This window comes from Bradyrhizobium betae (assembly GCF_004123905.1).
Lineage (GTDB): Bacteria > Pseudomonadota > Alphaproteobacteria > Rhizobiales > Xanthobacteraceae > Bradyrhizobium > Bradyrhizobium betae_A.
This window is the reverse complement of sequence record NZ_MZXW01000016.1, coordinates 899,619-923,913: the sequence shown is the minus strand read 5'-3', so window position 1 is coordinate 923,913 and position 24,295 is coordinate 899,619. Positions and strand designations below refer to the sequence as shown.

General features: G+C 64.4%; 15 protein-coding genes. 4 read left to right on the top strand and 11 right to left on the bottom strand.

Annotated elements, in window-relative coordinates; translation table 11 throughout:
* Window positions 1-5: 5 nt before the first annotated feature.
* From phnK to phnG, 5 genes are read right to left on the bottom strand one after another with little or no spacing between them, the layout of a single operon-like run.
* Complete coding sequence (phnK, locus tag B5V03_RS14575) at window positions 6-797, bottom strand: phosphonate C-P lyase system protein PhnK (protein WP_129270976.1); 792 nt, start codon at window positions 795-797, stop codon at window positions 6-8.
* Entirely contained in the window at window positions 790-1,680 is an 891-nt protein-coding gene (locus B5V03_RS14570; RefSeq protein WP_129270975.1) for an alpha-D-ribose 1-methylphosphonate 5-phosphate C-P-lyase PhnJ, read from the bottom strand. The genes phnK and B5V03_RS14570 overlap by 8 nt, the downstream gene beginning before the upstream one ends.
* Window positions 1,677-2,780, bottom strand: coding sequence for a carbon-phosphorus lyase complex subunit PhnI (locus tag B5V03_RS14565; protein ID WP_129270974.1), 1,104 nt, complete (start codon window positions 2,778-2,780; stop codon window positions 1,677-1,679). The genes B5V03_RS14570 and B5V03_RS14565 overlap by 4 nt, the downstream gene beginning before the upstream one ends.
* A gap of 3 nt (window positions 2,781-2,783) precedes the next feature.
* A complete protein-coding gene (phnH, locus tag B5V03_RS14560; RefSeq protein WP_164988000.1) occupies window positions 2,784-3,392 on the bottom strand; it encodes a phosphonate C-P lyase system protein PhnH in 609 nt (202 codons plus the stop codon).
* Window positions 3,393-3,396: 4 nt separating this feature from the next.
* Window positions 3,397-3,810: a phosphonate C-P lyase system protein PhnG gene (gene phnG, locus B5V03_RS14555; RefSeq protein ID WP_245502218.1), complete on the bottom strand. Its 414-nt coding sequence runs from the start codon at window positions 3,808-3,810 to the stop codon at window positions 3,397-3,399.
* Window positions 3,811-3,981: 171 nt separating this feature from the next.
* On the opposite strand from phnG, the gene phnF reads away from it, so the two are divergent.
* Window positions 3,982-4,710 (top strand): phosphonate metabolism transcriptional regulator PhnF, encoded by a 729-nt coding sequence (gene phnF / locus B5V03_RS14550; protein ID WP_129270971.1) that lies wholly within the window; start codon window positions 3,982-3,984, stop codon window positions 4,708-4,710.
* Between the two features lie 187 nt (window positions 4,711-4,897).
* Here phnF and phnE (B5V03_RS14545) read toward each other — a convergent pair whose 3' ends face one another.
* The 4 genes from phnE (B5V03_RS14545) to phnC form a co-directional block, all read right to left on the bottom strand.
* Window positions 4,898-5,746 (bottom strand): phosphonate ABC transporter, permease protein PhnE, encoded by an 849-nt coding sequence (phnE, locus tag B5V03_RS14545; RefSeq protein ID WP_129270970.1) that lies wholly within the window; start codon window positions 5,744-5,746, stop codon window positions 4,898-4,900.
* A complete protein-coding gene (gene phnE / locus B5V03_RS14540) occupies window positions 5,743-6,627 on the bottom strand; it encodes a phosphonate ABC transporter, permease protein PhnE (protein WP_129270969.1) in 885 nt (294 codons plus the stop codon). Before phnE (B5V03_RS14540) ends, phnE (B5V03_RS14545) begins: the two co-directional genes overlap by 4 nt.
* A gap of 76 nt (window positions 6,628-6,703) precedes the next feature.
* On the bottom strand, window positions 6,704-7,639 hold the full coding sequence (gene phnD, locus B5V03_RS14535; protein WP_129270968.1) for a phosphonate ABC transporter substrate-binding protein: 936 nt from the start codon (window positions 7,637-7,639) through the stop codon (window positions 6,704-6,706).
* 71 nt (window positions 7,640-7,710) lie between these two features.
* The gene (gene phnC, locus B5V03_RS14530; protein ID WP_129270967.1) at window positions 7,711-8,520 is read right to left on the bottom strand and encodes a phosphonate ABC transporter ATP-binding protein; all 810 of its coding nucleotides are present in this window, start codon (window positions 8,518-8,520) and stop codon (window positions 7,711-7,713) included.
* 173 nt (window positions 8,521-8,693) lie between these two features.
* On the opposite strand from phnC, the gene B5V03_RS14525 reads away from it, so the two are divergent.
* Genes B5V03_RS14525 through B5V03_RS14515 form a run of 3 tightly spaced genes read left to right on the top strand, consistent with a single transcriptional unit; the run spans window position 8,694 to window position 11,260 of the window.
* Entirely contained in the window at window positions 8,694-9,353 is a 660-nt protein-coding gene (locus B5V03_RS14525) for a chloramphenicol acetyltransferase (RefSeq protein ID WP_164987999.1), read from the top strand.
* Window positions 9,350-10,543, top strand: a complete 1,194-nt coding sequence (locus tag B5V03_RS14520; protein ID WP_129270965.1) for an alpha-D-ribose 1-methylphosphonate 5-triphosphate diphosphatase — start codon at window positions 9,350-9,352, stop codon at window positions 10,541-10,543. The genes B5V03_RS14525 and B5V03_RS14520 overlap by 4 nt, the downstream gene beginning before the upstream one ends.
* A gap of 18 nt (window positions 10,544-10,561) precedes the next feature.
* Window positions 10,562-11,260 (top strand): DUF1045 domain-containing protein, encoded by a 699-nt coding sequence (locus tag B5V03_RS14515; protein ID WP_129270964.1) that lies wholly within the window; start codon window positions 10,562-10,564, stop codon window positions 11,258-11,260.
* Window positions 11,261-11,294: 34 nt separating this feature from the next.
* On the opposite strand, the gene B5V03_RS14510 is transcribed toward B5V03_RS14515, so the two are convergent.
* Together B5V03_RS14510 and B5V03_RS14505 are read right to left on the bottom strand one after the other, a co-directional pair.
* A complete protein-coding gene (locus B5V03_RS14510; protein WP_129270963.1) occupies window positions 11,295-13,526 on the bottom strand; it encodes a CHASE2 domain-containing protein in 2,232 nt (743 codons plus the stop codon).
* A gap of 75 nt (window positions 13,527-13,601) precedes the next feature.
* Window positions 13,602-23,711 carry a VCBS domain-containing protein gene (locus B5V03_RS14505; protein ID WP_164987998.1) on the bottom strand — a complete coding sequence of 3,370 codons (10,110 nt, stop codon included), beginning with the start codon at window positions 23,709-23,711 and terminating at the stop codon, window positions 13,602-13,604.
* Between the last annotated feature and the right edge of the window lie 584 nt (window positions 23,712-24,295).

The window sequence follows — 24,295 nt, the reverse complement described above, 5'->3', positions numbered from 1 at the left end:
AGAACTCATGCCGGCAGAATCGAGGAAACGAGGAGCTGGGTATAAGGTTCGCGCGGATCGTCGAGCACCTGGTCGGTGAGACCAGTCTCGATGACGCGGCCGCCCTTCATCACCATCACGCGGTGCGACAACAGCCGCGCGACCGCGAGGTCGTGGGTGACGATGACGACGGCCAGGTTCAGCTCGGCAACGAGGCTGCGCAGGAGGTCGAGCAGGCGCGCCTGCACGGAGACATCGAGACCGCCGGTCGGCTCGTCCATGAACACCAGCCGCGGCTCGGTGACGAGGTTGCGCGCGATCTGGAGGCGCTGGCGCATGCCGCCGGAATAGCTGCGTGGCGCGTCGTCGATGCGGGCTGTGTCGATCTCGACGCGGCCAAGCCAGTCGGACGCGGTCTCGCGAATGCGACCGTAGTGATTCCAGCCCACCGCCATCAGCCGCTCGCCGACATTGGCGCCGGCCGACACCGCCATGCGCAGGCCCTGAGCGGGATCCTGATGCACAAAGCCCCAGTCGGTGCGGAACAGGAAGCGCCGCTCGGCCTCGCCCAGCGTGGCAAGATCGCGGGTGACGCCATCACGCATGCGATACGACACATGTCCGCCACTCGCCGCGAGCTGGCCGGACAGGAGCTGGAGCAGCGTCGACTTGCCCGAGCCGGATTCGCCGACGATCGCCAGCACTTCGCCGGGATGGAGCGAGAACGACACATCGCGGCACGCGGCGATGCGGCCGTAGGATTTGCTGAGGGAAGTTGCGACCAGCAGCGGCTGGTCGTTTTCAAGCGCATCAGCCATGAGAGCCCGCCTTCTCCTTGTACGGCGCGGCGCTGAGGCTGCCGTGATGGCCGGCGGCCTGGCGGCCCTCGCAATAATCGGTGTCGGAGCAGACGAACATCCGTCCGCCCTTGTCGTCGGTGACGATCTCGTCGAGATAGGAGTCTTCGGCGGCGCACAGCGCGCAAGGCGCGTTGAAACGATACGGCTCGAAGGGATGATCCTCGAAATCGAGCGATACTACCTTCGTGTAGGGCGGGATCGCATAGATGCGCTTCTCGCGGCCAGCGCCGAACAGTTGGAGCGCAGGACTGTTGTCCATCTTGGGATTGTCGAATTTCGGCGTCGGCGACGGGTCCATCACGTAGCGCGCATTCACCTTGACCGGATAGGCATAGGCGGTCGCGATGTGGCCGAAACGGGCGATGTCCTCGTAGAGCTTGACATGCATCAGGCCGTATTCGGCGAGCGCATGCATGCGCCGCGTTTCGGTCTCGCGCGGCTCGAGAAAGCGCAGCGGTTCCGGAATCGGCACCTGATAGACCAGCACCTGATTCGCGTGCAGCGACGTCTCGGGAATGCGGTGACGGGTCTGGATCACCGTCGCGTCTTCCGTCGCGGTCGTCGTGGCAACACCGGCGGTCTTGGCGAAGAATTTGCGGATCGAGATCGCGTTGGTGGTGTCGTCAGAACCCTGGTCGATCACCTTGAGCACGTCCTGCGGCCCGAGGATCGCGGCCGTGACCTGCACGCCGCCGGTACCCCAGCCATAGGGCATCGGCATTTCACGGCTGGCAAACGGCACCTGATAGCCCGGGATCGCGATCGCCTTCAGGATCGCGCGGCGGATCATCCGCTTGGTCTGTTCGTCGAGATAGGCGAAATTGTAGGCGGGCGCGTTCATTCCGCGGCCTCCTTCATGGCATCGGGTGCATTGGCGTCGGCGAATTCCTTGCGCAGCTTGCGGAGCAGGCCGAGCTCGGACTGGAAGTCGACATAGTGCGGCAGCTTCAGATGCTCGACGAAGCCCGTGGCCTGGACGTTGTCCGAATGCGACATCACGAATTCTTCATCTTGCGCCGGGGCGAGTGCCTCTTCGCCGAGTTCGCGGGCGCGCAGCGCGCGATCGACCAGCGCCATCGACATGGTCTTGCGCTCGCTCTGGCCGAAGGCGAGGCCGTAGCCGCGGGTGAAGCACGGCGCTTCGGTCGCGGAGCCCTTGAACTGGTTGACCATCTGGCACTCGGTCAGCTCGATCGAGCCGAGCGGCACGGCGAAGCCGACGTCCTCGGCGAAGAATTCCACCTCGACCTCACCAAAGCGAATCTCGCCGACGAAGGGGTGATTGCGGCCATAGCCGCGCTGGGTGGAGTAGCCCATCGCGAGGAGAAAGCCCTCGTCACCGCGCGCGAGGTTTTGCAGGCGCAGGTCGCGGTCGGCCGGGAAGTTCAGCGGCTCGCGGGTGAGATCGCCGACGCTGGCGCCATCTTCGGCTTGCGGCGAGGATTCGATCAGCCCGTCGCGCCCCAAAATGTCGGTGACGCGCGGCGTTGGCGCCGTCGAGGCTTCCGCTGTTGCCGGCGCCTCCGGCACAAAACCCTGGCCAAGCGAGGGATCGAGCAGGCGATGCGTGTAATCGAAGGTCGGCCCAAGGATCTGACCGCCCGGAATGTCCTTGAAGGTCGCGGACACCCGCCGCTGCACCCGCATGGCACCGGTGTTCACGGGCTCGCTCGTGCCAAAGCGCGGCAGGGTGGCGCGGAAGGCGCGGACCAGGAAGATCGCCTCGATCAGGTCGCCGCGCGCCTGCTTGATGGCGAGTGCCGCGAGCTCGCGGTCATAGAGCGAGCCTTCGCTCATGACGCGATCGACGGCGAGGCCGAGCTGTTCCGATATCTGGTCGAGGGAGACTTCCGCAACGCTTTGATCGCCGCGCCGCGCATTGGCGAGCAGGCGATGGGCGTTCTCGATGGCGCGTTCGCCGCCTTTGACTGCGACATACATGCTTCAGCTTCCCTTGCTCTCGACGCGCGTGGTGCGGGGGATCGCGACCACGGCATCATCGGCGACCAGCACCAGATCGATGCCGCGTGGAAACAGCGTCTCGTTGATGCGCAGGCGCTCGAACAAGTCGAAAGGCTTGATCGATGCCTGAAGCATCGTGACACCGTCGATGCCGGGGCCGCGCAGCTCGAAGCTGCGTCCCGTGTCCAGGCTGTCGACCTGAATGATCACCGTGGTTGAGCGATCCGGATATTCGTTGGTACCGAGCGCGAAACGCTCGAGCGAGGGAAGCGCCGCGCCGTCGCTGATCAGCGCGAAGCTCGCGATCGAGGCATCCTGCACCACCGGCGCGCCGGTGTGGAATTTCAGCCATTTTGTCACGTCGGAACTTTCCGACATCCGCGCATCTAGCCAGAGCGGCGTGTCGTGGTCGAACAGCGTCAGCGCGATCGCGGCGGTGCCGCGCATCATGCGACCTGCCGTTCCCGCCATCGGCACGATGCGCTGGACCGAGCCTGGTCGCGCCATGGCGTCCATCACCGAGCGAAAGGTCGATTGCGCCGACAGCACCTTATCGACGAACCCCGGCGGCAGTTCCGCAATCGTGGTCATGATCTCACCCCTCACCGCGCACCATGGTGTAGAAATCAACCTTCGTGGCAGCGGTCTCTTCCGCCACCTGCTTACGCCTGACCATAAGCTGCTCGCGCAACGGCGCGATGATGTCCCGCTCGACGGTCGCGCCGAAATCCTTGGACTGCACCAATGCGTCGCACAGCGCGATCAGCCGCGCCTTTTCGCCGTCACGTCCGAGCGTGTAGCCGAAGCCGACCTCGCCGCTCGCAAGCCGGATCGCGGCTCGCGATACCGTTGCTTCGCCGAGATTGAACGGCGCGCCGTCGCCGCCGACCCGGCCGCGCAGCATGACGAGGCCGCTTTCCGGTTCGCGCAGATCCTGATGGGCCGGAACGGCCAAGTTGCGGAGGCGAGCGGCGATCTCGCCCGCCTCCGCATGCGCCAGCACGGCCATCGCGGCCTTGCGCTGGGCTTGCTGAATGTTTTGCTGCGTCACCTGATCCACCGAACTTGTTTGCCGAACTTGCCGAATCCAAGTTGTCTATGATACTAGACAACTTCATACGGAAGCGCCATGACTGTTTCGTGACAAGGCTGTGATTTCTGGGCTAGGCTGGCCGGCGACATGAGCATGCAGGACACCGCCTCTTCCGGCGTCGCGTTATGGCGCCTCGTTGCCGACGGCATCGAGCGCGGCATTGCCGACGGCCGCTTTGCGGCAGGCGACAAATTGCCGGGCGAGGTGGAGATCGCCGAAACCTATCGGGTGAACCGCCACACCGTGCGGCGCGCGCTGGCGGCGCTTGCCGAGCGCGGCATCGTGCGCGCGGAGCGCGGCAGCGGAACCTATGTCGAGGCGCAACGCCTCGCCTATCCGCTGCGCTCACGCACGCGCTTCTCCGAGATCGTCGGCGCCGACGGCCGCGAACCGCATGGACGCTTGATCGAGACGTCCGAAGACGTCGCAACGCGCGAGCTCGCGCGGGAACTGGGATTAAAGGCCGGCGCGCCGCTGGTGCGGATCGAGGCGATACGGCTCGCCGACCGCACGCCGATCTGTGTCTCCACCACGTGGCTGTCGGCGGAGCTGTTTCCGGGTGCCGGCGAAGTGTTCGCCGCGACACGCTCGATGACGAAATTGCTCGAACATTACGGCGTGCGCGACTATCGCCGCGGCGCAACCCGGATCACCGCCGGCATCGTGGATGCGACCGATGCCGCGCGGCTCGATCTGCCGCTGGGCCGACCGATCCTGGTGGTCGATGCGACCGACCACGATCTCGACGGCAAGCCGCTGGTGACGAAGCATTCGCGGTTTGCGGCGGAGCGGGTGGAGTTTCTGGTGGAGTCGTAGGGTGGGCTGCCTCTTCTCCCTCGCCCCGTTCTTACGGGGGGCGCGACGAGCTTCGCTCGCGCTGAGAGGGTTGGGGCGAGGGGCTGTATCCGCGATCACGGTGAGAGACGGACTCGCGGAGAGTCCTCACCCGGAATTTGCAGCGCAAATTCCGGCCTCTCCCCGCAAGCGGGGAGAGGCGAAGAACTCAGGCCACCGCCCGTCGCCCAATGATCGCAAAGCGCAGCTTGCCCGAGATGAAATCGATCGCGGCGACCGCGACCAAAATCATCAGGATCAGGAACGACACTTTCTGCCATTCCAGCACGCGGATCTGCTCGGCGAGCTGGAGGCCGATGCCGCCGGCGCCGACGATGCCGATGATGGTGGCCGAGCGGGTGTTGGATTCGATGAAATAGAGCACCTGGCCTGCGATCACGGGGAGAACCTGCGGCAACAGGCCGAACCGGATCTCGTGCAGTGGGCTGCCACCGGAGGCGCGGATGCCTTCGACCTGCTTCTGGTCGGCGCCTTCGATCGCCTCGGAGAACAATTTTCCGAACGCACCGAAATCCGACACGGCGATCGCGAGCACGCCGGCGAACGGGCCGAGCCCGACCACGTTGATCCACACCAGCGCCCAGATCAGCGTGTCGACGCCGCGGATCGAATCGAGAAAGCGGCGGACCGGGAAACGCAGGATATTCGACGGCACGATGTTGCGCGCGGCCAGCAGGCTCACCGGGAGTGCGAACAGCGCCGCCAGCGTGGTGCCGAGCAGCGCGATCGAGAGCGTCTCGCCCAGCGCCTTCAGATAGATCGGCAGCGAGGAGCCGGGATCCGGCGGGATCATCATCAGGCTGATCCAGCCGAGCTGGCTGAGACCGTTGAAGAACCGCGACGGCGAGAAATCGAGATCGACGAGGCCGTAGACCAGAACCGCGAGCGCTGCGACGATCATCGCCGGCATGGCGAGCCGCGCCAAGGCCGGCCGATCGAACACATCAGGGTAACGCGCACGAAGCTCTCGCGTGTCGACCTCCTGCGGGCTCGTCACGTCCGTGCCTCCTTGCCGAACAGACGGCCGCGCAGCCAGCCGGTGCTGATGTCGATGATGAAGACCGTGACGATGATGGTGAGCAGGATGGCGCTGACGTCCGAGTAATAGAACTTGCGAATGGCGACGACGAGCTCCTGGCCGATGCCGCCGGCGCCGACGAAGCCCATCACGGAGGCTTCGCGGACGTTGATCTCGAAGCGCAGCAGCGCATAGCTGGCATAGCCCGCGGTCACCTGCGGCACGATGGCGAAGCGCATGCAGGAGAGCCAGCTCGCGCCGGTCGAGCGGATGCCTTCGACCGGTTTCATGTCGGCATTCTCGACGATCTCCGAGAACAGCTTTCCGAGCGCGCCGGTGGAGTGGATCGCAATCGCGAGCACGCCCGCCATCGGCCCGAGACCGAAGGCGATCACGAAGATCAAGGCGAAGACGATGCCGGGGACAGTGCGGGCGAATTCGAGCAAACGCCGCACGACGAAGCGCAGCCAGGGCGAGGGCGAGGTGTTTTCAGCCGCGAAGAAGTTCAGGCACAACGCGAAGGTCGCGCCGATCAGCGTACCGACATAGGAGATCAGCAGTGTCTCGCCCAGCATCCTCAACCATTTGCGCAAGCCCCAGAACCATTCGCCGATATCGGTCCAGACGCGCTGGCCGCTGTCGAGCGTGAGGATGCGGTCGAAATAGCTGACGAAGTTGCCGAAATAGGTGAAGAGCGTGCGCAGGTTTACTTCCGCGCCGAAGCCGGCGAGAGCCAGCGCGGCGGCGAACACCACGACTCCGAGCAGGAGGCGCAACCGCCGGCGCGAGACCGCTTGGCGATAGGCGGCGTTGAGCACGGCGAGTTGCTGCTCGGGAAGGATCGAAACCGCGAGGGTCATCTGGTCAGGGAGAGTGGCCGGTCAAAAGAGAAAGAGCCGGGTCCATCGACCCGGCTCCAGTTGCATCGCCCTGAGATCAGGACGCCTTCTTCTTACGCAATGCGTCGACGAACTTGATCAGATCGATCGTGCCATCCCAGTCCTTGGTGGTGGCGGGATGAAAGCCCTTCTTCTGGCCGTCCTGGAGGCGATCGAAGGCCACCTTGTCCTTGGTGGGAGCATCGAAGAACGCCTTCGTGATCGCCGCCTTGGCGTCGTCCGGCAGGTCGGAGTTATAGGCATAGGGGCCGTTGATGATCGACGCCGACTTGTGGATGATGCGGAAATCGTCCTTCTTCATCGGCGAGCCGTCGGCATTCTTCAGCATGCCCTTGGTCAGCATCTGCGCCAGCGTCGAATCGTCGTCGCTGGTCCACTGGTTGGCGGCAACGTCGACCGTGCCCTGCGCCAGCGCCAGCATCGCGTTCTCATGGCTGCCGGCGAAGACGACCTTGCCGAAATAGCTGTCGGCGTCGGCGATGCCCATCTTGTCGAGCTCGAAGCGCGGCACGTTGTTGCCGGAGGTCGAATTCGGGTCGACGAGGCCGAGGTTCTTGCCCTTGAGGTCATCGATCTTCTTGTAGGCGCTACTCGCCTTGACGAAGAACACCGAGTAGTAGCCGGTCGAGCCGTCGGCATTGATGTCGTTGGCGAAGGCGTCGGTCTTGACGCCGGTCAGGCGGGCGCGCGCGAACGAGGCCGAGCCGTAGCTGGCGATATGGATGTTGCCGGCGCGCTGGCCTTCGATCACAGCGGCGTAGTCGTTGGCGATGCGCAGGGTGACCTTCACGCCCAATTCCTTGGAGAGATAGCTCATGAACGGCGCCCAGCGCTCGGTGACGCCGGAGGCGTTCTCGGCCGGAACGACCGCGAAGGTCAGTTCGGGATATTTGGCTTTCCAGTCTTCGGCGGAAGCCGACGAGGCGAAAGCGAGCGCGGCGGCGCCGGCAAGAACTAATCTGCGAGTGATCATGATACCCTCTATCATCGGTTGGGATCGGTTGACGCGAAACTTATCAGCAGGACGTGACGGCCTTGTGCCGCTCAGGCCACTGCGGCAGTGCCAAGAGCCGGAACGCCCTCGGGCGCCGGTGCAGATGCACCGCCCATGACATCGGCGGCTTCGAGATCGTAAAGTTCGCGCGCGACATGGTCGGTGAGCTCCGACGGCACGCCGTCGAACACTACGCGACCCTGCGCCATGCCGATCAGCCGGTCGCAATAGGAACGCGCCAGATCGAGCGAATGCAGATTGCACAGCACGGTGATGCCAAAGTGCTTGTTGATGCGCAGCAGCGCGTCCATCACGATCTTGGTGTTGCGCGGATCGAGCGAGGCGATCGGCTCGTCGGCGAGGATGATGTCGGGCTGCTGCACCAGTGCGCGGGCGATCGCGACGCGCTGCTGCTGGCCGCCGGAGAGCTGGTCGGCGCGCTGGGCGGCGAGCGAGGCGATATCGAACTGCTCGAGCGCGGACATCGCCAGCGCCTTGTCGTGCTCCGGCCAGGTCTGCGTGAGCGAGCGCCAGGCCGGCATCGTCGCAAGACGCCCCATCAGGACGTTGGTGAGAACATCGAGCCGGCCGACCAGGTTGAACTGCTGAAAGATCATCGCCGAGCGCGCGCGCCATTGCCGCAATTCCTTGCCGCGCAGCGCGGTGACGTCGAGGCCGTCGAACAGGATGCGGCCCTGCGTCGGCGTCGCCAGGCGATTGATCATGCGCAGCATGGTCGACTTGCCGGCGCCGGAGCGCCCGATCACACCGACGAAGCCGCCGGGGGAGATTTGAAACGAAGCGTCGTCCACCGCGGCTTTAGCGCCGAAGCGGCACGTCAGACCTTCAACCACCAGCATGCAGGGCTCCAGAGTAGCTGGGACCCACCGCTATCGCCGGCACTTGACACTTGTGTGACACTCGCGCTGCGGTGCGGCGATGCAACACAGCTCATCCCCTGTCATCGCTGCGTCATGACATTGTCATCAAGCCACTCGAAGAGGAACGCCTGCCCTCGAAAAACGGATGTGACATGGCCGGTAAAGCGCTCTCGGTTCAACCGACCATCGATGCTTCCGCGAAGCTCCACGAGACCAGGCTCGGCGCCTACACCGAGGTCGGCGCGCGTACAATCCTGACTGAAGTCACGATGGGCGATTACTCCTATGTCGTGAACGATTCGCAGATCACCTACACCACCATCGGGAAATTCTGCTCGATCGCTGCGATGACGCGCATCAATCCCGGCAACCATCCGATGCATCGCGCGACGCAGGCGCATTTCACCTATCGTTCGAGCGCCTACTTCCCGGGCGAGAGCGACGACACCGAGTTCTTCGACTGGCGGCGCCAGCATCATGTCCATATCGGCCATGACGTCTGGATCGGCCATGGCGCGATCGTGCTGCCTGGCCGCAATATCGGCACCGGCGCCGTGATCGCAGCCGGCGCCATCGTCACCAAGGACGTGCCCGCCTACTGCATCGTTGCCGGCAATCCGGCGCGGATCGTGCGGCGGCGGTTCTCGGAAGAGGTGGCCGGACGGCTTGCACGGCTCGCCTGGTGGGACTGGGATCACGACAAATTGCGTGCAGCCCTGCCCGATTTCCGCAAGCTCGGGATTGAAGATTTTCTCGCGACATATGAAGCACGAGCAAGCTCCTCAACCAGCAAACGAAGCGCGGTCGCGTGACAGACATATTCATCGAGGGCGGCCGGGCCCTGATCGGCACCGAATTCGTCGAAACTTCGCTTTCCGTGGCCGGAACGGATATTGCGCAGGTTGACGCCTCTCGCGGCAGGGCGCGGCTCGCCATCGATGCGCGCAATCTTCTGGTGTTGCCCGGAATCGTCGATCTGCATGGCGACGCCTTCGAGCGGCAGATGATGCCGCGCGCCGGCGTCGACTTTCCGATCGACGTCGCGCTCGCCGACAGCGACCGCCAGGCGATCAGCAACGGCATCACCACGGTGTTTCACGCCACGACCTGCTCATGGGAGCCGGGGCTGCGCAGCGCCGACAATGCCCGCGGCCTGATGGAGGCGATCGAGCGGCAGCGTCCGCAATTCGCCGCCGACACCCGTTTCCACCTACGGCACGAGACCTACAATCTCGAGGCCGAGGCCGAGATGAGCCAGTGGCTGGCTGAGGGCCGCGTCGACCTGTTTGCCTTCAACGACCACATGGACGGCGTCGTTGCCGACATCTCCAATCCGCGCAAGCGCAACCGCATGGTGGAGCGCACCGGACTGTCGAGCGAGGATTTTGACCGGCTGGTCGGACACATCGTGTCTCGCGCGGCAGATGTGCCGGCCTCCGTGTCGCGGCTCGCCGCGGTCGCCCGTTCCGCCGAAGTGCGGATGCTCTCGCATGACGATGCGACGCCGGCGATGCGCGCGGACTATCGGGCCATGGGCGCGCTGATCGCGGAGTTTCCGATCAACGAAGAGACGGCGCGGGCGGCAGCAAGCCATGGCGATGCCATCGTCTACGGCGCGCCGAACGTCGTGCGCGGCGGCAGCCACACCGGCTGGACCAAGGCATCCGACATGATCGCCAAGGGCCTCTGCTCGGTGCTGGCGTCGGACTATTATTATCCCGCGCAACTGCTCGCCGCGTTCCGCCTCGCCGCCGATGGCGTGCTGCCGCTGGCGAAGGCCTGGGATCTGGTTTCCGCCGGGCCGGCGCTCGCGACCGGCCTTACCGATCGCGGTGTGCTCGCGGCAGGACGCCGCGCGGACATTCTGCTGGTCGACGATACCGCACCGCTGCGGCCGCGCGTGGTTGCCGTGATATCAGGCGGAAAGCTCGTGCATCTCACCGATGCGACGCGGCTGCTCCCCGCTGCGACAGTGCCGCGCGAGGCTGTCGTTGCGACCTAAACCGGCTATGCTCGGACGATGACAGGTTTTTCCCGCTACGCGATCTATTTTGCCGCAGGCAGCCACAGCGCCCTCTCCCGCTTCGGCGCCGAGCTGCTCGGCTACGATGCCTATACCGGCGACGAGCTGCCCTTTCCGCAGGACGCGCTGCACGTCGCTGCGGACTGGCGCGACATCACGGCCGATCCCCGCAAATACGGCTTTCACGGCACACTGAAGGCGCCGATGACGCTCACGCCCGGCAAGACAGAAGCGGAGCTGATCGCGGCCTGCGCGGAGTTTTCGGCCAAAGCGCGTCCCGTCCCGGTGATCCGCCCGATCGTCGATGCCATCAGCGGCTTCATTGCCGTCATTCCGGCCGAGCCCGTCGATGCGCTTCGAGAGCTCGCCGCCGATTGCGTGCGGGATTTCGATGCATTCCGTGCGGGCCTGACGACGGAGGATCGGGCTCGGCGTAGACCTGAGAAACTGAGCGAGCGGCAGCGCGACTATCTCGACCGCTGGGGATACCCGTATGTGATGGAAGAATTCCGTTTCCACATGACGCTGACGGGACGGCTGGATGCGGAGCGGCGCGGGCCGATCCTAGCCATGCTTCGGGACAGGTTTGCCGGGCTGAAGCGCGATGCCCTGGCGATCGATCGCATCACGCTGTTCAGGCAGGATGATACCAAGGCGAGATTCCGCATCATCGGCGAGTGGCCGTTGGCGAGATAGCCGGCCATATCCGCAGGCGTAGTTGCGCGCCGGCTCACTTCGTCAGCAGCGCATATGCCCCGGTCCAGTCGTCCGGCGGCGGATTGATCTGGAAATCCTTGATCCGCGCTTCGTAAAGCCTGAACAACTTTGCAAGCGTGTCGGCGTCTTCGCTGCGACGGCCGCGTTCGATGGCGTCGAGTGCGCCCTGCCAGTTGCGGCTGCGGTAGCAGCCGAGCATCTCGATGGTGATATTGCGCAGCCGCTGGAAGGCGCCCGAATGCATCACGTCGTCGCGGCCGGCGATGGCGTAGATCACCTCCGGCTCGGTCTTGCCCTTGACCATGATGAAGTCGAGCTCGAGGATCGCGAACTTGTCCTTGGCGGCGAGCGCGGTCCGGGATCCCACGATGATCGGAAAGCCGTATTCCTTGGACTGGCCTTCCAGGCGTGAGGCCAAATTCACACTGTCGCCCAGCACCGAATAGTTCTTCTTCAGGTCGGAGCCCATGTTGCCGACCACGCCGATACCGGTGTTGAGCCCGATGCCGACATTGAGCGGGATGTAGACGTGGCCGCCGTCGGCGGCCTCCTGCTCGCGCTCCTTGTTGACCGCGTCGATCCGCTCGAGCATCTGGATCGCAGCCTCGCAGGCGTTGACCTCATGCTCCTTGTCGTCGAGCGGCGCGTTCCAGAACGCCATGATGGCGTCGCCCATGTATTTGTCGATGTAGCCCTTCTGCTCGATGATCACGTCAGTCAACGGCGTCAGGAACCGATTCATCAGCGCGATGAGGCCCTGCGGATCGTGCTTGTAGCTCTCCGAGATCGTGGTGAAGCCGCGCACGTCGGAGAACATGATCGTCATCTCGCGCTCCTCGCCGCCGAGCACGAGCTTTTCCGGCGATTGCGCCAGTTGCTCGACCAGCACCGGCGACATGTATTGAGCGAATTGCCCGCGGATCTGCACACGCTGGCGCTGCTCGCGCACGAAGCTGGCAAAGATCAGCGTCAGATAGATCGCGGTGGTCGACAGCAGCGGATAGGTGAAATCGATCAGATAGCGGTACTGCGCATAGGAGAACCAGGACACGCCGACCAGGATGGCCGCAAACATCGCGCCCGCGAGCACCAGCCGCACGGGGCCGAGGTTCGGCGTGAAGATGATCACGAGCAGGCCGATGACCAGCGCCGCGATCAGCTCGACGCCAAACGCATAATTCGGCTGTGAGATCACCGCGCGGCTCAAGACGCTCTCCAGCACCTGGGCATGGATCTCGACACCCGGCATGGTCGAGGACACCGGCGTCGTCTTGATGTCGTTCAGCCCGACCGCCGAAGTGCCGACCAGCACCAGCTTGCCGGCGATCTTGTTCGGCGGCACCGTGTTGTCGAGCACGTCAGCCGCCGAGACGTAGATCGAGGGATCCTGACGGGCATAATGCACCCAGAGCTGGCCGTTCCTGTCGGTCGGAATCTCGACGCCTTTGAGGCGTACGGCCCGCACGCCCGCCTTGGCGGTCCGCACCAGCAGCGTCGGCGTGCCCGTGACGACACGCAATATCTCGAGGCTGAGCGAGGGCATGATGTTGCCCTGGGCACGCATGATCAGCGGCACGCGGCGGATCAGACCGTCGCGCTCGGTCTTGATCGAGAACAGGCCACGGCCGGCGGCGACCTTCTCGATGACGGGCACGTTGCGCAGCAGGCCGGGAAATTCGAACAGGAAGCGCTCGGCGCCCTCCTCCCCGACCATCGCGACGCCGGTGAAGGGCAGCGACTTGTCGATCTCCGACGAAATCGCGCTTTGCCCGGTCTCGCCCAGCACCACGTGCGAACGCTTGATCGCCTCGGCGAGGATCTGGTCGTTGGTCGGCAGCTCGCGCAGCTTGGCGCGGGTGGCATCATCCAGATAGCGCATCTGGCCCGCGACCAGATCCGGATTGAGCCGGTCGGCTTCCGAAAACACCATGTCGAAGCCGATCGCGACTGCACCGTTGCTGGTGAGGTTCTGGATCAAATCGGCGATCCGCGTGCGCGGCCACGGCCACTGGCCGAGCTTGGCGAGGCTCTTGTCGTCGATATCGACGATGGTGACCGGACGCGCCGCCTTGTGGCGCGGATCGATCAACTGGAACATGTCGAAGGTGCGCAGCCGCAATTCCTGCACCGGCGGCGGATCCCAGACGCGGATGCCGGCAAACACGACCAGCAGCGCAAGGCACATCAGCCGCGCAAAGCCGAACTTCCGCGCAAACCACCGCCGCAGGATCTTGAGACGTTTCATGGGGTTTGGATATCACGCTTTTGCCGTGAACGGCAGCGCGGATCTGGCTCGCATACGAACGCGGCCGAGCGGCGGTCAGGCATGGACGATGAAATCACTCGCCTGGACGTGGGCGACACCCTTCAGAAGGATGGTGTCCGAACCATTGATCGTGATCAGGGTGTCGGCCCCCGACGTGGTCGCGTGGTGATCCAACCAGTCTTGCGTATCGGAGGCCGTGACAACGGCCGACAGGTCGATCTTGTCCATGCCGGACGTGAAGTTCACGATCGTGTCGTGGTTCGAGTTGGCCGCGAAGACGAATTGATCCTGGTAGCCCGTGCCGAAGAACACGTCCTTGCCGGACGTGCCGGCGAGAGAGACCGTGCCCGTTTCGGTCAGGTTGAAGATCAGATTGACCGTATCGCTGGCATTATGGCTGTCGGTCACGGTGACCGCGACCTTGTCCGTTGCTGGGCCATCGCTCGGCTCGGTGTAGGTCACGGTCAAAGCGCCGGATTGCAGTGACGCGCTCGCGTTGCTGTTCGATTCGGCGACAGCTCCGACGGTGAATGTCTCGTTGGCATCGGCGTCGGTGACGGACAGGCCGCTGACCGTCACCTGGCACTGGACCTGCGTGACGTCCATCGCGCCGACGTTGATCACCGGCGTATCGTTCGCGCCGGTCACGTCCACTGTGAGCGTCGCCGTATCACTCGCGCCATGCGCATCCGTGGCCTGCACCGTAAACGTATCGGTGTAATCGCCGTCCTGTAGCGCGTTAATCGCGGCCGCATTGGGAACGTAGCTGTAGCTGCCGTCGGCGTTGACCGTCAGCGAGCCGTAGAGTCCACCAACGGTCGCCGTTGCGTGGTGATCCGCATTCAGCACCGCATAGGTCAGCGCATCGCCAGTATCGGCATCGCCGCCGACCAGCTGGCCGGTGAGATTGGAGAAGGTGTCGGCCGCGGCCGTGTCCGTGAGCTTGCCGATGTTGAGATCGGAGAGCGTCGGCGCGTCGTTGGTGCCGGACAGGTCCACGGTATATGTCGCCGTGATGGCGGCACCATGCGCATCCGTGACCTGGACCGTGAAACTATCGGAATAGGAGCCTTCCGGCAGCGCGTTGATCGACGCTGCGTCTGGCACGTAAGTATAGCTGCCGTCGGTGTTGACCGTCAGCGCACCATAATGACCCGTGACCGTTGTCACCGCGTGGTGATCTGCGTTCAGCAAGGCGTAGGCAAGCGTGTCGCCGGTGTCGGCATCGGTCCCGGTGATCTGGCCCGTGAGATCGGAGAAACTATCCGCTGCGGCCGTGTCGGCGAGATTCCCGATGCTGCCGTCGGACAAGACCGGCGCGTCGTTGGCGCCGGTCACGTTCACCGTGAACGTCGCCGTACCGGTCGCGCCATGCGCGTCCGTGGTCTGGACGGTGAAAATGTCCGTGTAGTCGCCTGCCGACAGCGCGTTGATCGCGGCCGCGTCGGGAACATAGCCGTAGGTGCCATCCTCGTTGACCGTCAGCGCGCCATAGTGACCCGCAACCGTCGTCACCGCGTGGTTCGTCGCATCCAGCACCGCGTATTTCAGAGTCGCCGTCTCGCCATGATCGGCATCGGTCCCGACCAGCGTTCCCGTGATGTCCGAGAAGCTGTCGTTCACGGCCGTATCCACCAGCGGATCCGTGCTCACCGCGGCCAGCGTCGGCGCGTCGTTCGCGCCGGTGACGGTGACGGTGACGTCGGCCGTGACGGTCTTGCCGTAATCGTCCGTCAACGTAATGGTGGAGACGATTTTCGCGGTCTGGTCCTGGCCGAGGAAATCCAGCGCGCCGTCGGCGATCGAATAGCTCCAGGTGACCGTGCCGTTGTTCAGCCCGGTCTGCGGCAGAAGCGTCAGCCCGTTCTTGAGCGCCGCGATCTCGTCGCCCGTGAGCGATGCGCTGAGATCTGTGACGTGGTCGGCGCCGAGCGAGGTCACGGCCTGGCCGGTGATCTGCGCGCCCGGCAGGTCGGTCAGGTCGATATCGGTGAAGGCGATCGCGCCGGTCGCGGGCGTTGCAGTATCGAGCGTGGCGAAGTCGCCGGTAGCGGCCGCCTGTTCGGAGACGGACCCGGTCAGCGTCGGTGCCGGTGTCGCCGTAGCGAACGCCGACGCATCATCATCCGCGTTGATCGTGATCAGCGTGTGGCCGGTGCCGTCATTGCTGCCGGCAAAATGGGCGTGGCTATAATCGGCACCGGTCAGCTTCAGGCTGATGGTTTGGCCATCGTCCCCAGTGACCGTCAGCACGCCGCCGGTCGAGGGATCGGCGTTCGCGGCATAGACCGCGCTGGTGCCGAGCCCGAATTTGATGGTCGACAGGTCGATCGTGTCGGTCGCGGACAGCTGCCCGATCGAACCGCCAAAGCTCGACGTGTCGATCTCGAGCGCGGCCCCGTCGCCGGCGAGATTGATCGTCTGCGTGACCGCGCCATCGAGCTTCAAGAGCGCGCCGGCATCGACGGTGACCGAGCCCGTGCCCGACAGCGAGCCGAACAGCGTCAGGTGCCCGTCATGAACCTCGATGGTGCCGGTATTGGTAATGGTGCCCGAAATCGACGCCGTGCCCCAGCTATCGATCACGTGCGAATTATTGATGCCCAGCCCCGCTCCCGAAATCGAGCCGCCGTGCAGATCGATGCTGCCCTTGTTGACGATCGAGGACACGTTGCCGAAGACGCTGGTGCCGGCAACGGTCCAGATGCCGGTCGCCTCGTTGCAGAACATCGCGCTGGCAACGTTGATGTTGCCGTTGATATGACCGAAGTTGTTGATCGTGACGGCGCCGCCGGTTTCGGTGATCGCATAGGTCGTCGACGTCACGGTACCGAGCCCGATCGTTCCGGCGGCGGAATTGTCGATCGTGGCCGATCCGGTCGTATTTTCCTGGATGAAGATCGCGGCATGGCCGGTCGGAGCCACGACCGAGCCGGTATTGGTGATATGGGTCGAGCCGATCGCGCCGGTCTCGTTCTGGGTGACGCTGATGCCGGCAAGGCTCGTGCTGGTGATGTGGCCGTGATTGACGATGGTGATGTCGCCGCCGCCGGTGGCGAGCGCTGCCAGACCGACCGTGCCGGTAGCGGAGCCGTCGTTGGTGACGCTGACGTCGCCGCCGCCGTGATCGAAGGCGCCGATCGCGGTGCCCGCGGTCGCGGTGATCGAAGATGTCGCGCCGGTCGTGACCGTGACGTTTCCGACGCCCCAGGTGAATGCCTCGATGCCGTAGCCAGCGTCCGCGGTGATCGCCGCATCGCTGGTGACGATGACGTCGCCATTGACCGCGCCCGAGAAGGTGGCAACGCCGCCCGGCTTGTAGCCGGCGATGATCGCACCCGGCGTGGTGCCATCATAATTCAGGGTCGAGCCCGAATGGATGGCGCCATGCGCTTCGACGGAGATCGTGCTGCCGAAGCCGTCTGCGATGTTTGTCGCATAATTGACGGCGACGATGCCCGAGCCACCGGACGCGACGCTGTCGCCGCTCGCCAAAGTGACGCTGACGTCACCGGCGTCGGTGCTGTAGGCAAGAATGCCGTAGCCGGACGTGCCCGTCACCGATGCATTGGCGCCGAGCGTCACGCTGACGTCGCCAGTGCCGCCGCCGAGCGCCTGCGCCCTGATGCCGTCGGCCACACCGACAACAGTGCCGCCGGTATCGTTCACCGTGACGTCGCCGTTTCCGTAATTGTAGGCGTGAATGCCGTAGCCGGCCGCAGCGGTGATGCTGGCGTGATTGTTGATGATCACCGAACCGTTGACGCCGGTATTGGCGCCGCTTCCGGTCACCGCACCGGTGTAGCCGGCCTCGATGCCGGCCGGCGGGTTGCCGGCCAGGTTCGGGCTGCTGCCGGAATTGATCGTGCCGTAAGCGTTGACGGTGATGGTGCTGCCGGATGCCGCGTCGAGCGAGATCGCCCGGTTGACGGCGACGATGCCGGAGCTGCCCGAGGTGATGACGCTGCCGGCTTCGGTCGTGATTGTCTGGTCTCCGGCGCCATAGCTGCGTGACCGGATGCCGTAGACGGAGCTACCCGTGATCGTGCCGCCGGCGTCGATGGTGATGTTGCCGTTGCCCTGCGTGTCGACGTCGATGCCGTATGCGCCGCCAACGACACCGCCGAGCTGGGTAATCGAGATGTTGCCGGCATTGGCGCCGTTCAAATTCTCGACGAGCACGCCGACCGAATTGGCACCGGTACCGGTCGCCTTGCCGGTGAGATTGTTGACCGTGATGCCGCCCGAGCCGGTCGCGCTGTCGCGCAGCGTGATGCCATTGCCGGCAAGGCCCTTGATGTCCTTCGTCGCCGTCAGCGAGATGCCGCCGATGCCGTTCTGGGTGACGACGAGGCCGTTGGCCGCGCCGGTCAGCGCTCCCGTCGGCGAGAGAACGATGTTGGCGGGCGTGGCAAGCAAGCCGCCCGATGCGGTGAAGTCGAGCGCGTCGCCGCTCGATGTCGTGATGTCGGCCCCGCCCGTAACGGTGAACGTGCCACCATTCGACGACTGGCCGGCGATGGTGCCGGTAAAGCTCTGGCCCGCGACCTTGTCGAGCTGGAGCGTATCGGCGCCCCCGGCGAAGGTAATGGCCTGCGCCGTCGCCCCCGCGAGCTCGAGCGTCGCGCCGTCGTCGATGATCAGCGTGCCGGTGCCGGAGAGGCCAGCGGCGAGGTTCAGCGTGCCGGCCTGGACCTCGATGGTACCGGTGTTGGTGACGCCGCCCGTAACCGTGTTGCTGCCGGAGACGCTGTAGAGATTGCCGGCATTGGTCAGGCTGCCGCCGTTGATCAAGACGTCAGTCAGATAGAGTTTTGAGTGGCCGTCGACCGTGACCACTCCGGTGCTGCTGTTGCTGACGGTGAGATTTGCCAGCTTCAGTGTGCCGTAGTTGATCGCCTTGAGATCCGCCGTGTTGGAAATGTCTTCGCCGAAGACGTCGAGCTCGGCGCCGCTCACCTGGATCAGGCCGTGATTGGTGATGGTGTGGAGAGTGGCGGGATCGATCGTCAGCGTTCCGTTGGTGACGGTGATCGATCCGGCGACGGTAATGTCTGCGTTGTCGATGGCGCTCGTGCCGGTCGATTCCAGCGTACCTGCGACGGTCATCGTGCCGCCGTTGATGGTCGCACCCTGGAGATCGAGCGTGGAGCCCGACTCGACCGACACCGTGCCATTGGTGTTGGTCACCGTCATCCCGATCAGCTTCAGGGTGCCGGCGTTGATCGCGGCCAGCGTACCGGTGTCAGTGTTGGTGACCGCCTCGCCGTTGATATCGAGCTCGGCGCCATTGGCCCGGATGGTGCCGCTGTTGGTGATGGCGGCAGCGGGACCAGTCGCCACCAGCGCCAGCAGGCCGCCGAGGGTCGCCTCGATCAGATAGCTATTCGAGATATTGACGTCGGTGACCGTCGTCGTGCCGGAAGAGGCGAGGGCACCGAAGACGGTCAGCGTGCCGCCGGTCAGGCCTGCTCCATTCAATGTCAGCTTCTTGCTGGCATCGACCTTGACGGAGCCGTGGTTGACGATCGCGGCGCCCGCGACGGTCGCATCGCCGAAGGTCAGCGTATAGCCGCTCCCGACCGTGACCGCGCCCTGGTTCAGCGTGGCGTTGCCGTCGATCTTGCTGTCGCCGGTGACGTCGATCGTGCCGCCGAGCCCGCTGCTGTAATTGTTGATGATGCCGCCTGATATCTCGGTGCCGGACAGCATCAGCGTCTGGCCATCGTCGATCTTGATGACGTGGCTGGTGTTGGTCAGGATGTCGTTGAGCAGCGTCGCGGCGCCGGCGATCTCCAGCGTACCGCTGTTGATGATCGGGCCACCCTGGATCGTGGCGCCGTCCTTGAGCTTGACGGTGTTGGCGAGCGCGATGCTCGAATTGTCCGTGATCGTCGAGCCCGACACCGTGATGCCGTCGAGCGTCAGCAGGGCGTCGGCCGTCACCGCACCCGTGCTCAGCGTTGCGCCGCCGTCGATCTTGCTGGCGCCGGTCACATGGATCGCGCCGCTGCCATTGACGGCGCCGCCCGAAATCTCCGTGCCCGACAGCGTTAGCGTCTGGCTGCCGTCGACCGTCACCGTGCCGCCATTGGTCAGGATGTCGTTGAGCAGCGTCGCGGCGCCGGCGATCTCTAGCGTGCCGCTGTTGGTGATCGGGCCGCCCTGGATCGTGGCGCCGCCCTTGAGCTTGACGGTGTTGGCGAGCGCGATGCTGGAATTATCCGTGATCGTCGAGCCCGACACCGTGATGCCGTCAAGCGTCAGCTGGGCGTCGGCCGTGACCGCGCTCGTGCTGAGCGTTGCGCCGCCGTCGATCTTGCTGGCGCCGGTGACGTGGATGGTGCCGCTGCCATTGACGGCGCCGCCCGAAATCTCCGTGGCCGACAGCGTCAGCGTCTGGCTGCCGTCGACCGTCACCGTGCCGCCATTGGTCACGATGTCGTTGAGCAGCGTCGCGGCGCCGGAGATCTCCAGCGTGCCGCTGTTGGTGATCGGGCCGCCCTGGATCTTGGCGCCGTCCTTGAGCTTGACGGTATTGGCGAGCGCGATGCTCGAATTGTCCGTGATCGTCGAGCCCGACACCGTGATGCCGTCGAGCGTCAGCAGGGCGTCGGCCGTCACCGCGCTCGTGCTCAGCGTCGCGCCGCCGTCGATCTTGCTGGCGCCGGTCACATGGATCGCGCCGCTGCCATTGACGGCGCCGCCCGAAATCTCCGTGCCCGACAGCGTCAGCGTCTGGCCGCCGTCCACCGTCACCGTGCCGCCATTGGTCACGATGTCGTTGAGCAGCGTCGCCGCGCCGGCGATCTCGAGCGTGCCGGTGTTGGTGATCGGGCCGCCCTGGATCTTGGCGCCGTCCTTGAGCTTGACGGTGTTGGCGAGCACGATGCTCGAATTGTCTGTGATGACGGTTCCGGAGACCGTGATGCCGTCAAGCGTCAACTGGGCGTCGGCAGTCACCGCGCTGACGCTGAGCGTAGCACCGCCGTCGACTTTGCTAGCGCCGGTGACGTCAATGGTGCCGGCACCCTTGATGGCGCCGCCGCTGATCGTGGCATCGTCGAGCTTCAACAGCGCAGCGCCATCGACGATGACGTTGCCGCTGGAATTATCGACCGTCGAGCCCTGATCGATAGTCAGCGCGCCGCCCGCCAGCACTTCGATGGCGCCGGCATTGGTGACGGTCTCACCGTCCAGCGCATTGCCGGTGCTGCTCACATTGAGGGTGGTGTTGTTCTTGAGGATGCCGTTGCCCAGAACCGCATTGCCGGTGAGATCGAGCTCACCGTTATTCGTGACCGTGCCGGCACCGTCGATCGTTGCGCCGTTGACGGTCAGCTTGCCGCTGGCATCGACGGTGACCGCGCCGTTGTTCGTAACGCTGGAGCCCTGATCGATGGTCAGCCAGCCATTCGCCAGCACCTTGATCGTGCCGCTGGTGGTGTTGGTGACGGTCTCGTGGGCGAACCCGACGGTGCCCTTGACGTTGACCGCGCCGGAATTGTTGAGCGTGCCATTCTCGATCAGGCTGGTGCCATCGAGCTCCAGCGTGCCCAGAATCACAACGGTCCCGCCGTCGACCGTCGCGGTATCGACGATCAGGGTCGTGCCTGCATCGGCCTTCAAAGTGCCGCCGGCATTGTGGACCGTGGCAAGCGTCTTCAGCGTGCCACCGGACAGCTCGATCGTGCCGGAATTGGTGATCGTGGTGCCCTTGGCGAAATCACCGCCACCGGCGAGCGTCAGATGGCCCGCATTGGTGAGCACGCTCGTATCCAGGATCTCGGCCTTGCCGCCGACCGACATCGTGCCGGTCGCCGCATTGGTGAAGATCGAGTCCGCGCCCATGTTGAGCGCGCCTGATATCGTCAGAGAACTCTGATTGATCACCTTTGGCGGCGGGCCGCCAAAGTCGTTCATGGTGATCGACTTGGCGTAGGCCGCCGTGTCGATCGTCACCGGATAGGATGGCGTCAGGCCATGCAGCTGATCGGTGATGACGATGACATCGTCGTTGATGGTGGGGACCGTGCCGGTTTCCCAGTTGGCCGCGTCCTTCCAGAAGCCGCCGGAGGGCGCGCCGGCCTCGTCGGTCGCGATCCACACCACTGCAGGCGCGTCGGTGCCGGTGATCGTGACGGTGATGGTCTGCTGCGAGGTCGCGCCTTGCGAGTCCGTGAGCGTCACGGTGTAGACCAGCGTCAGCACCTCACCCTTCGGAATGAAGTCGGCGAGATAGACCGGCAGATCGGCCAGCGACCAGTTGATGGTGCCGGTGCCGTCGCCGGTGCTGTCGGCGCCCGCCGCGATCGCGACCGACATCGCGCTCTGGAATGCCGCGAGCGGGCCCGGCGGCACGGTGCCGTCAGGCAGGGTCGCGCTGGTCAACGCCACCTTCACCGTATGCTTGTCGGTGAGGTCGACATCGGTGAAATTCAGCGTGCCCGTCGTCGGCACATCGCTCGTGAGTGGACCGCCCGGCACGTTCGTGCCGCCCTCGAAGGTGATGGTCGGAACGCTGGTGGTGATCACCGGTTTGTCGTTGGTGCCGGTGATCGTGATGGTGATCGTGATCGGAAAGGATTCAGGGTTGACTGCGAAATTGTTGTTGACGAGGACCGTGTAGGTCAGCGTCAGCGTCTCGCCGGCGGCGAGGAAATCGAAGACGTGGTCCGGAATCGTGTAGGTCCAGACCGCCGAGCCGTTGTTGTTGTTGGCCGCGTCGGGGGAGACGTTGATCTGGATCTGCGTCGCCGCAATGTCCTGCTTCTGCAGATCGGTGAGCGAGCCGGTGACATCCTGGTGGCCGGCGCTCTGGTAGACGTAGTTCGGCGCACCGGCGAGATTCACGCTCACGGTCGGCCGATCGCCCAAATTTTGGTCGACGAAGGTGATCCGTCCGGAGACCGTGTCGGAGTCCACGGTGTCGCCAGTCGTGTCCGCGCGCTCGGTCAGCTTGAACACCGAGGTCACATTGCCGTTGAGATCGAGGCTGCGGGAGTCGGGCGGGCCGGGAATACGGGTGCTGGTCTGCGGGGACGTGCCGGTCCCCGACGATCCCGGTTGGTTGAGGTTCGTGAAGGTCGCGGTCGCGGTGGCACCGGTGTCCGTCTTGATGAAGACAATGTTGCCGTTCTGCGTGATCGTGTCGGTGAAGTTCGTGGTCAGCTTGGTGTTGGTGTTATTGTCGGTGAACTTCAGCGTGAACACGTCGGTGATCAGCTTCTGAATGTCCGGCGACATCAGCGCATTCGAGATCGAGACGTTGCCGCCGCTGATCTGGATCATCTGGCCGGCCTGGTTGACCGTCGCGATCGGCAGCAGCGTGACCTTGTCGAACAGGATGTAGGAGCCCGTCGTGCCGTTCGGCTCGACCAGCACCTGGAAGCTCGCCTGCGGCTGCGGATCGCCGCCGCCGGCGGGAACGACGAAGTTGATCTGGCTCAGCACCGCGGTGCCGCGGATGCCCATGGTGGCAACCGGCGTGTCGACCTTCATGTCGCCATGCTTGGCGGTCTCGCCGGCAACGAAGGTGATGGTGCCCGCGACCAGGCTGAGCAGCGAGGAATTGTTCGACCCGTTGGGGTCGTAGACCATCTCGTTCAGCACCATCCGCGCGTTGGAGGACAGGCCGAACACGGTGCCGTCGATGAAGGTGATGCCGAGCGTCGAGTCGCCGCCGGTCGAGACCACGTCGCCCTTCTCGACATTGTCGCCGTTGTTCAGGATGACCGAGACGCCGTTGCGGACCGCGGTCGCACTGCCGGAGAGTTTGGTGACGTGGCCGATGACCTGGGCCGCGGCAATGCCGCCAGCAGCCTGCGCATATTGCACATGGCCCGTGAGCGCGCTGACGACGTCGCCGGTGAGGTGGGCGCCATCAGGCGAGGCGATCGCGGCGCGCTTGTCGCCCCTGAAATAATCGTGAACGACGAACTCGTGCCCGTCGTGGGACAGCACGAGGTCGAGACCTGCGCGCTTGAAGTCGGCGTTGAAGATCAGCTTCGGGTCGGGAACAACGAACGCGCCGTCAGGCACGTGACCATGCGCCTTTGCGATAATAGGCTTGGCTGTAAAGGAATCGACATGGACATCGGCGGGCGAGTGGGAACCCTGGCCGTCCAAGGAGATCGCGGCGTCAAATTTGCCAGCGTAATTCAAAACGGGCACCGGTAAAAGGGTTAAAATTTAAGTAAGTATCGACCGCCTAAGCTTGCTTAGCATTACCAAGTCCTTAGCGAAACCGTCTATTGCTTGTGTGATTTCGCATCACTTGGCTGTGGGAGCCCCCGCCGGGCGGCGCATTCACAGAAAATCGGAAGTAATTTTTCAAGTATTTTGGAGCAAAATCCAGCTTATTTTCACTCATTTCCAGTCACCCAAAGTAATCAGCTGCCGAGATCGAACAGCCGATACTTGTGTCATCTTTCCTTCGTGCTGCCCCGCAACATCCTGCGGCAAATACGGAGTTAAATCTGTGACCCAACTAACAGAACCCGTGAAATAGCGGGCTGTTAGCCATAGGCCTAGAATCGGCTCTCTCACAACTTGTGCCTGCAATTGGTTCCATTTCGCGGCGACTGGGACCCCTCCTAGCCGGCGAATCGTAAAATTTTACGCAATTTGGGTGGTCCCGTTTCAGCCTGTCCCACGGTTTTGGGACCCCTGCCGGGCGCGTTAAGCAGAACAAAACGGCCCGTCTCGCACTATCTCAGCGAAAGCAACAAAGCCCGGCACGTCGAGGT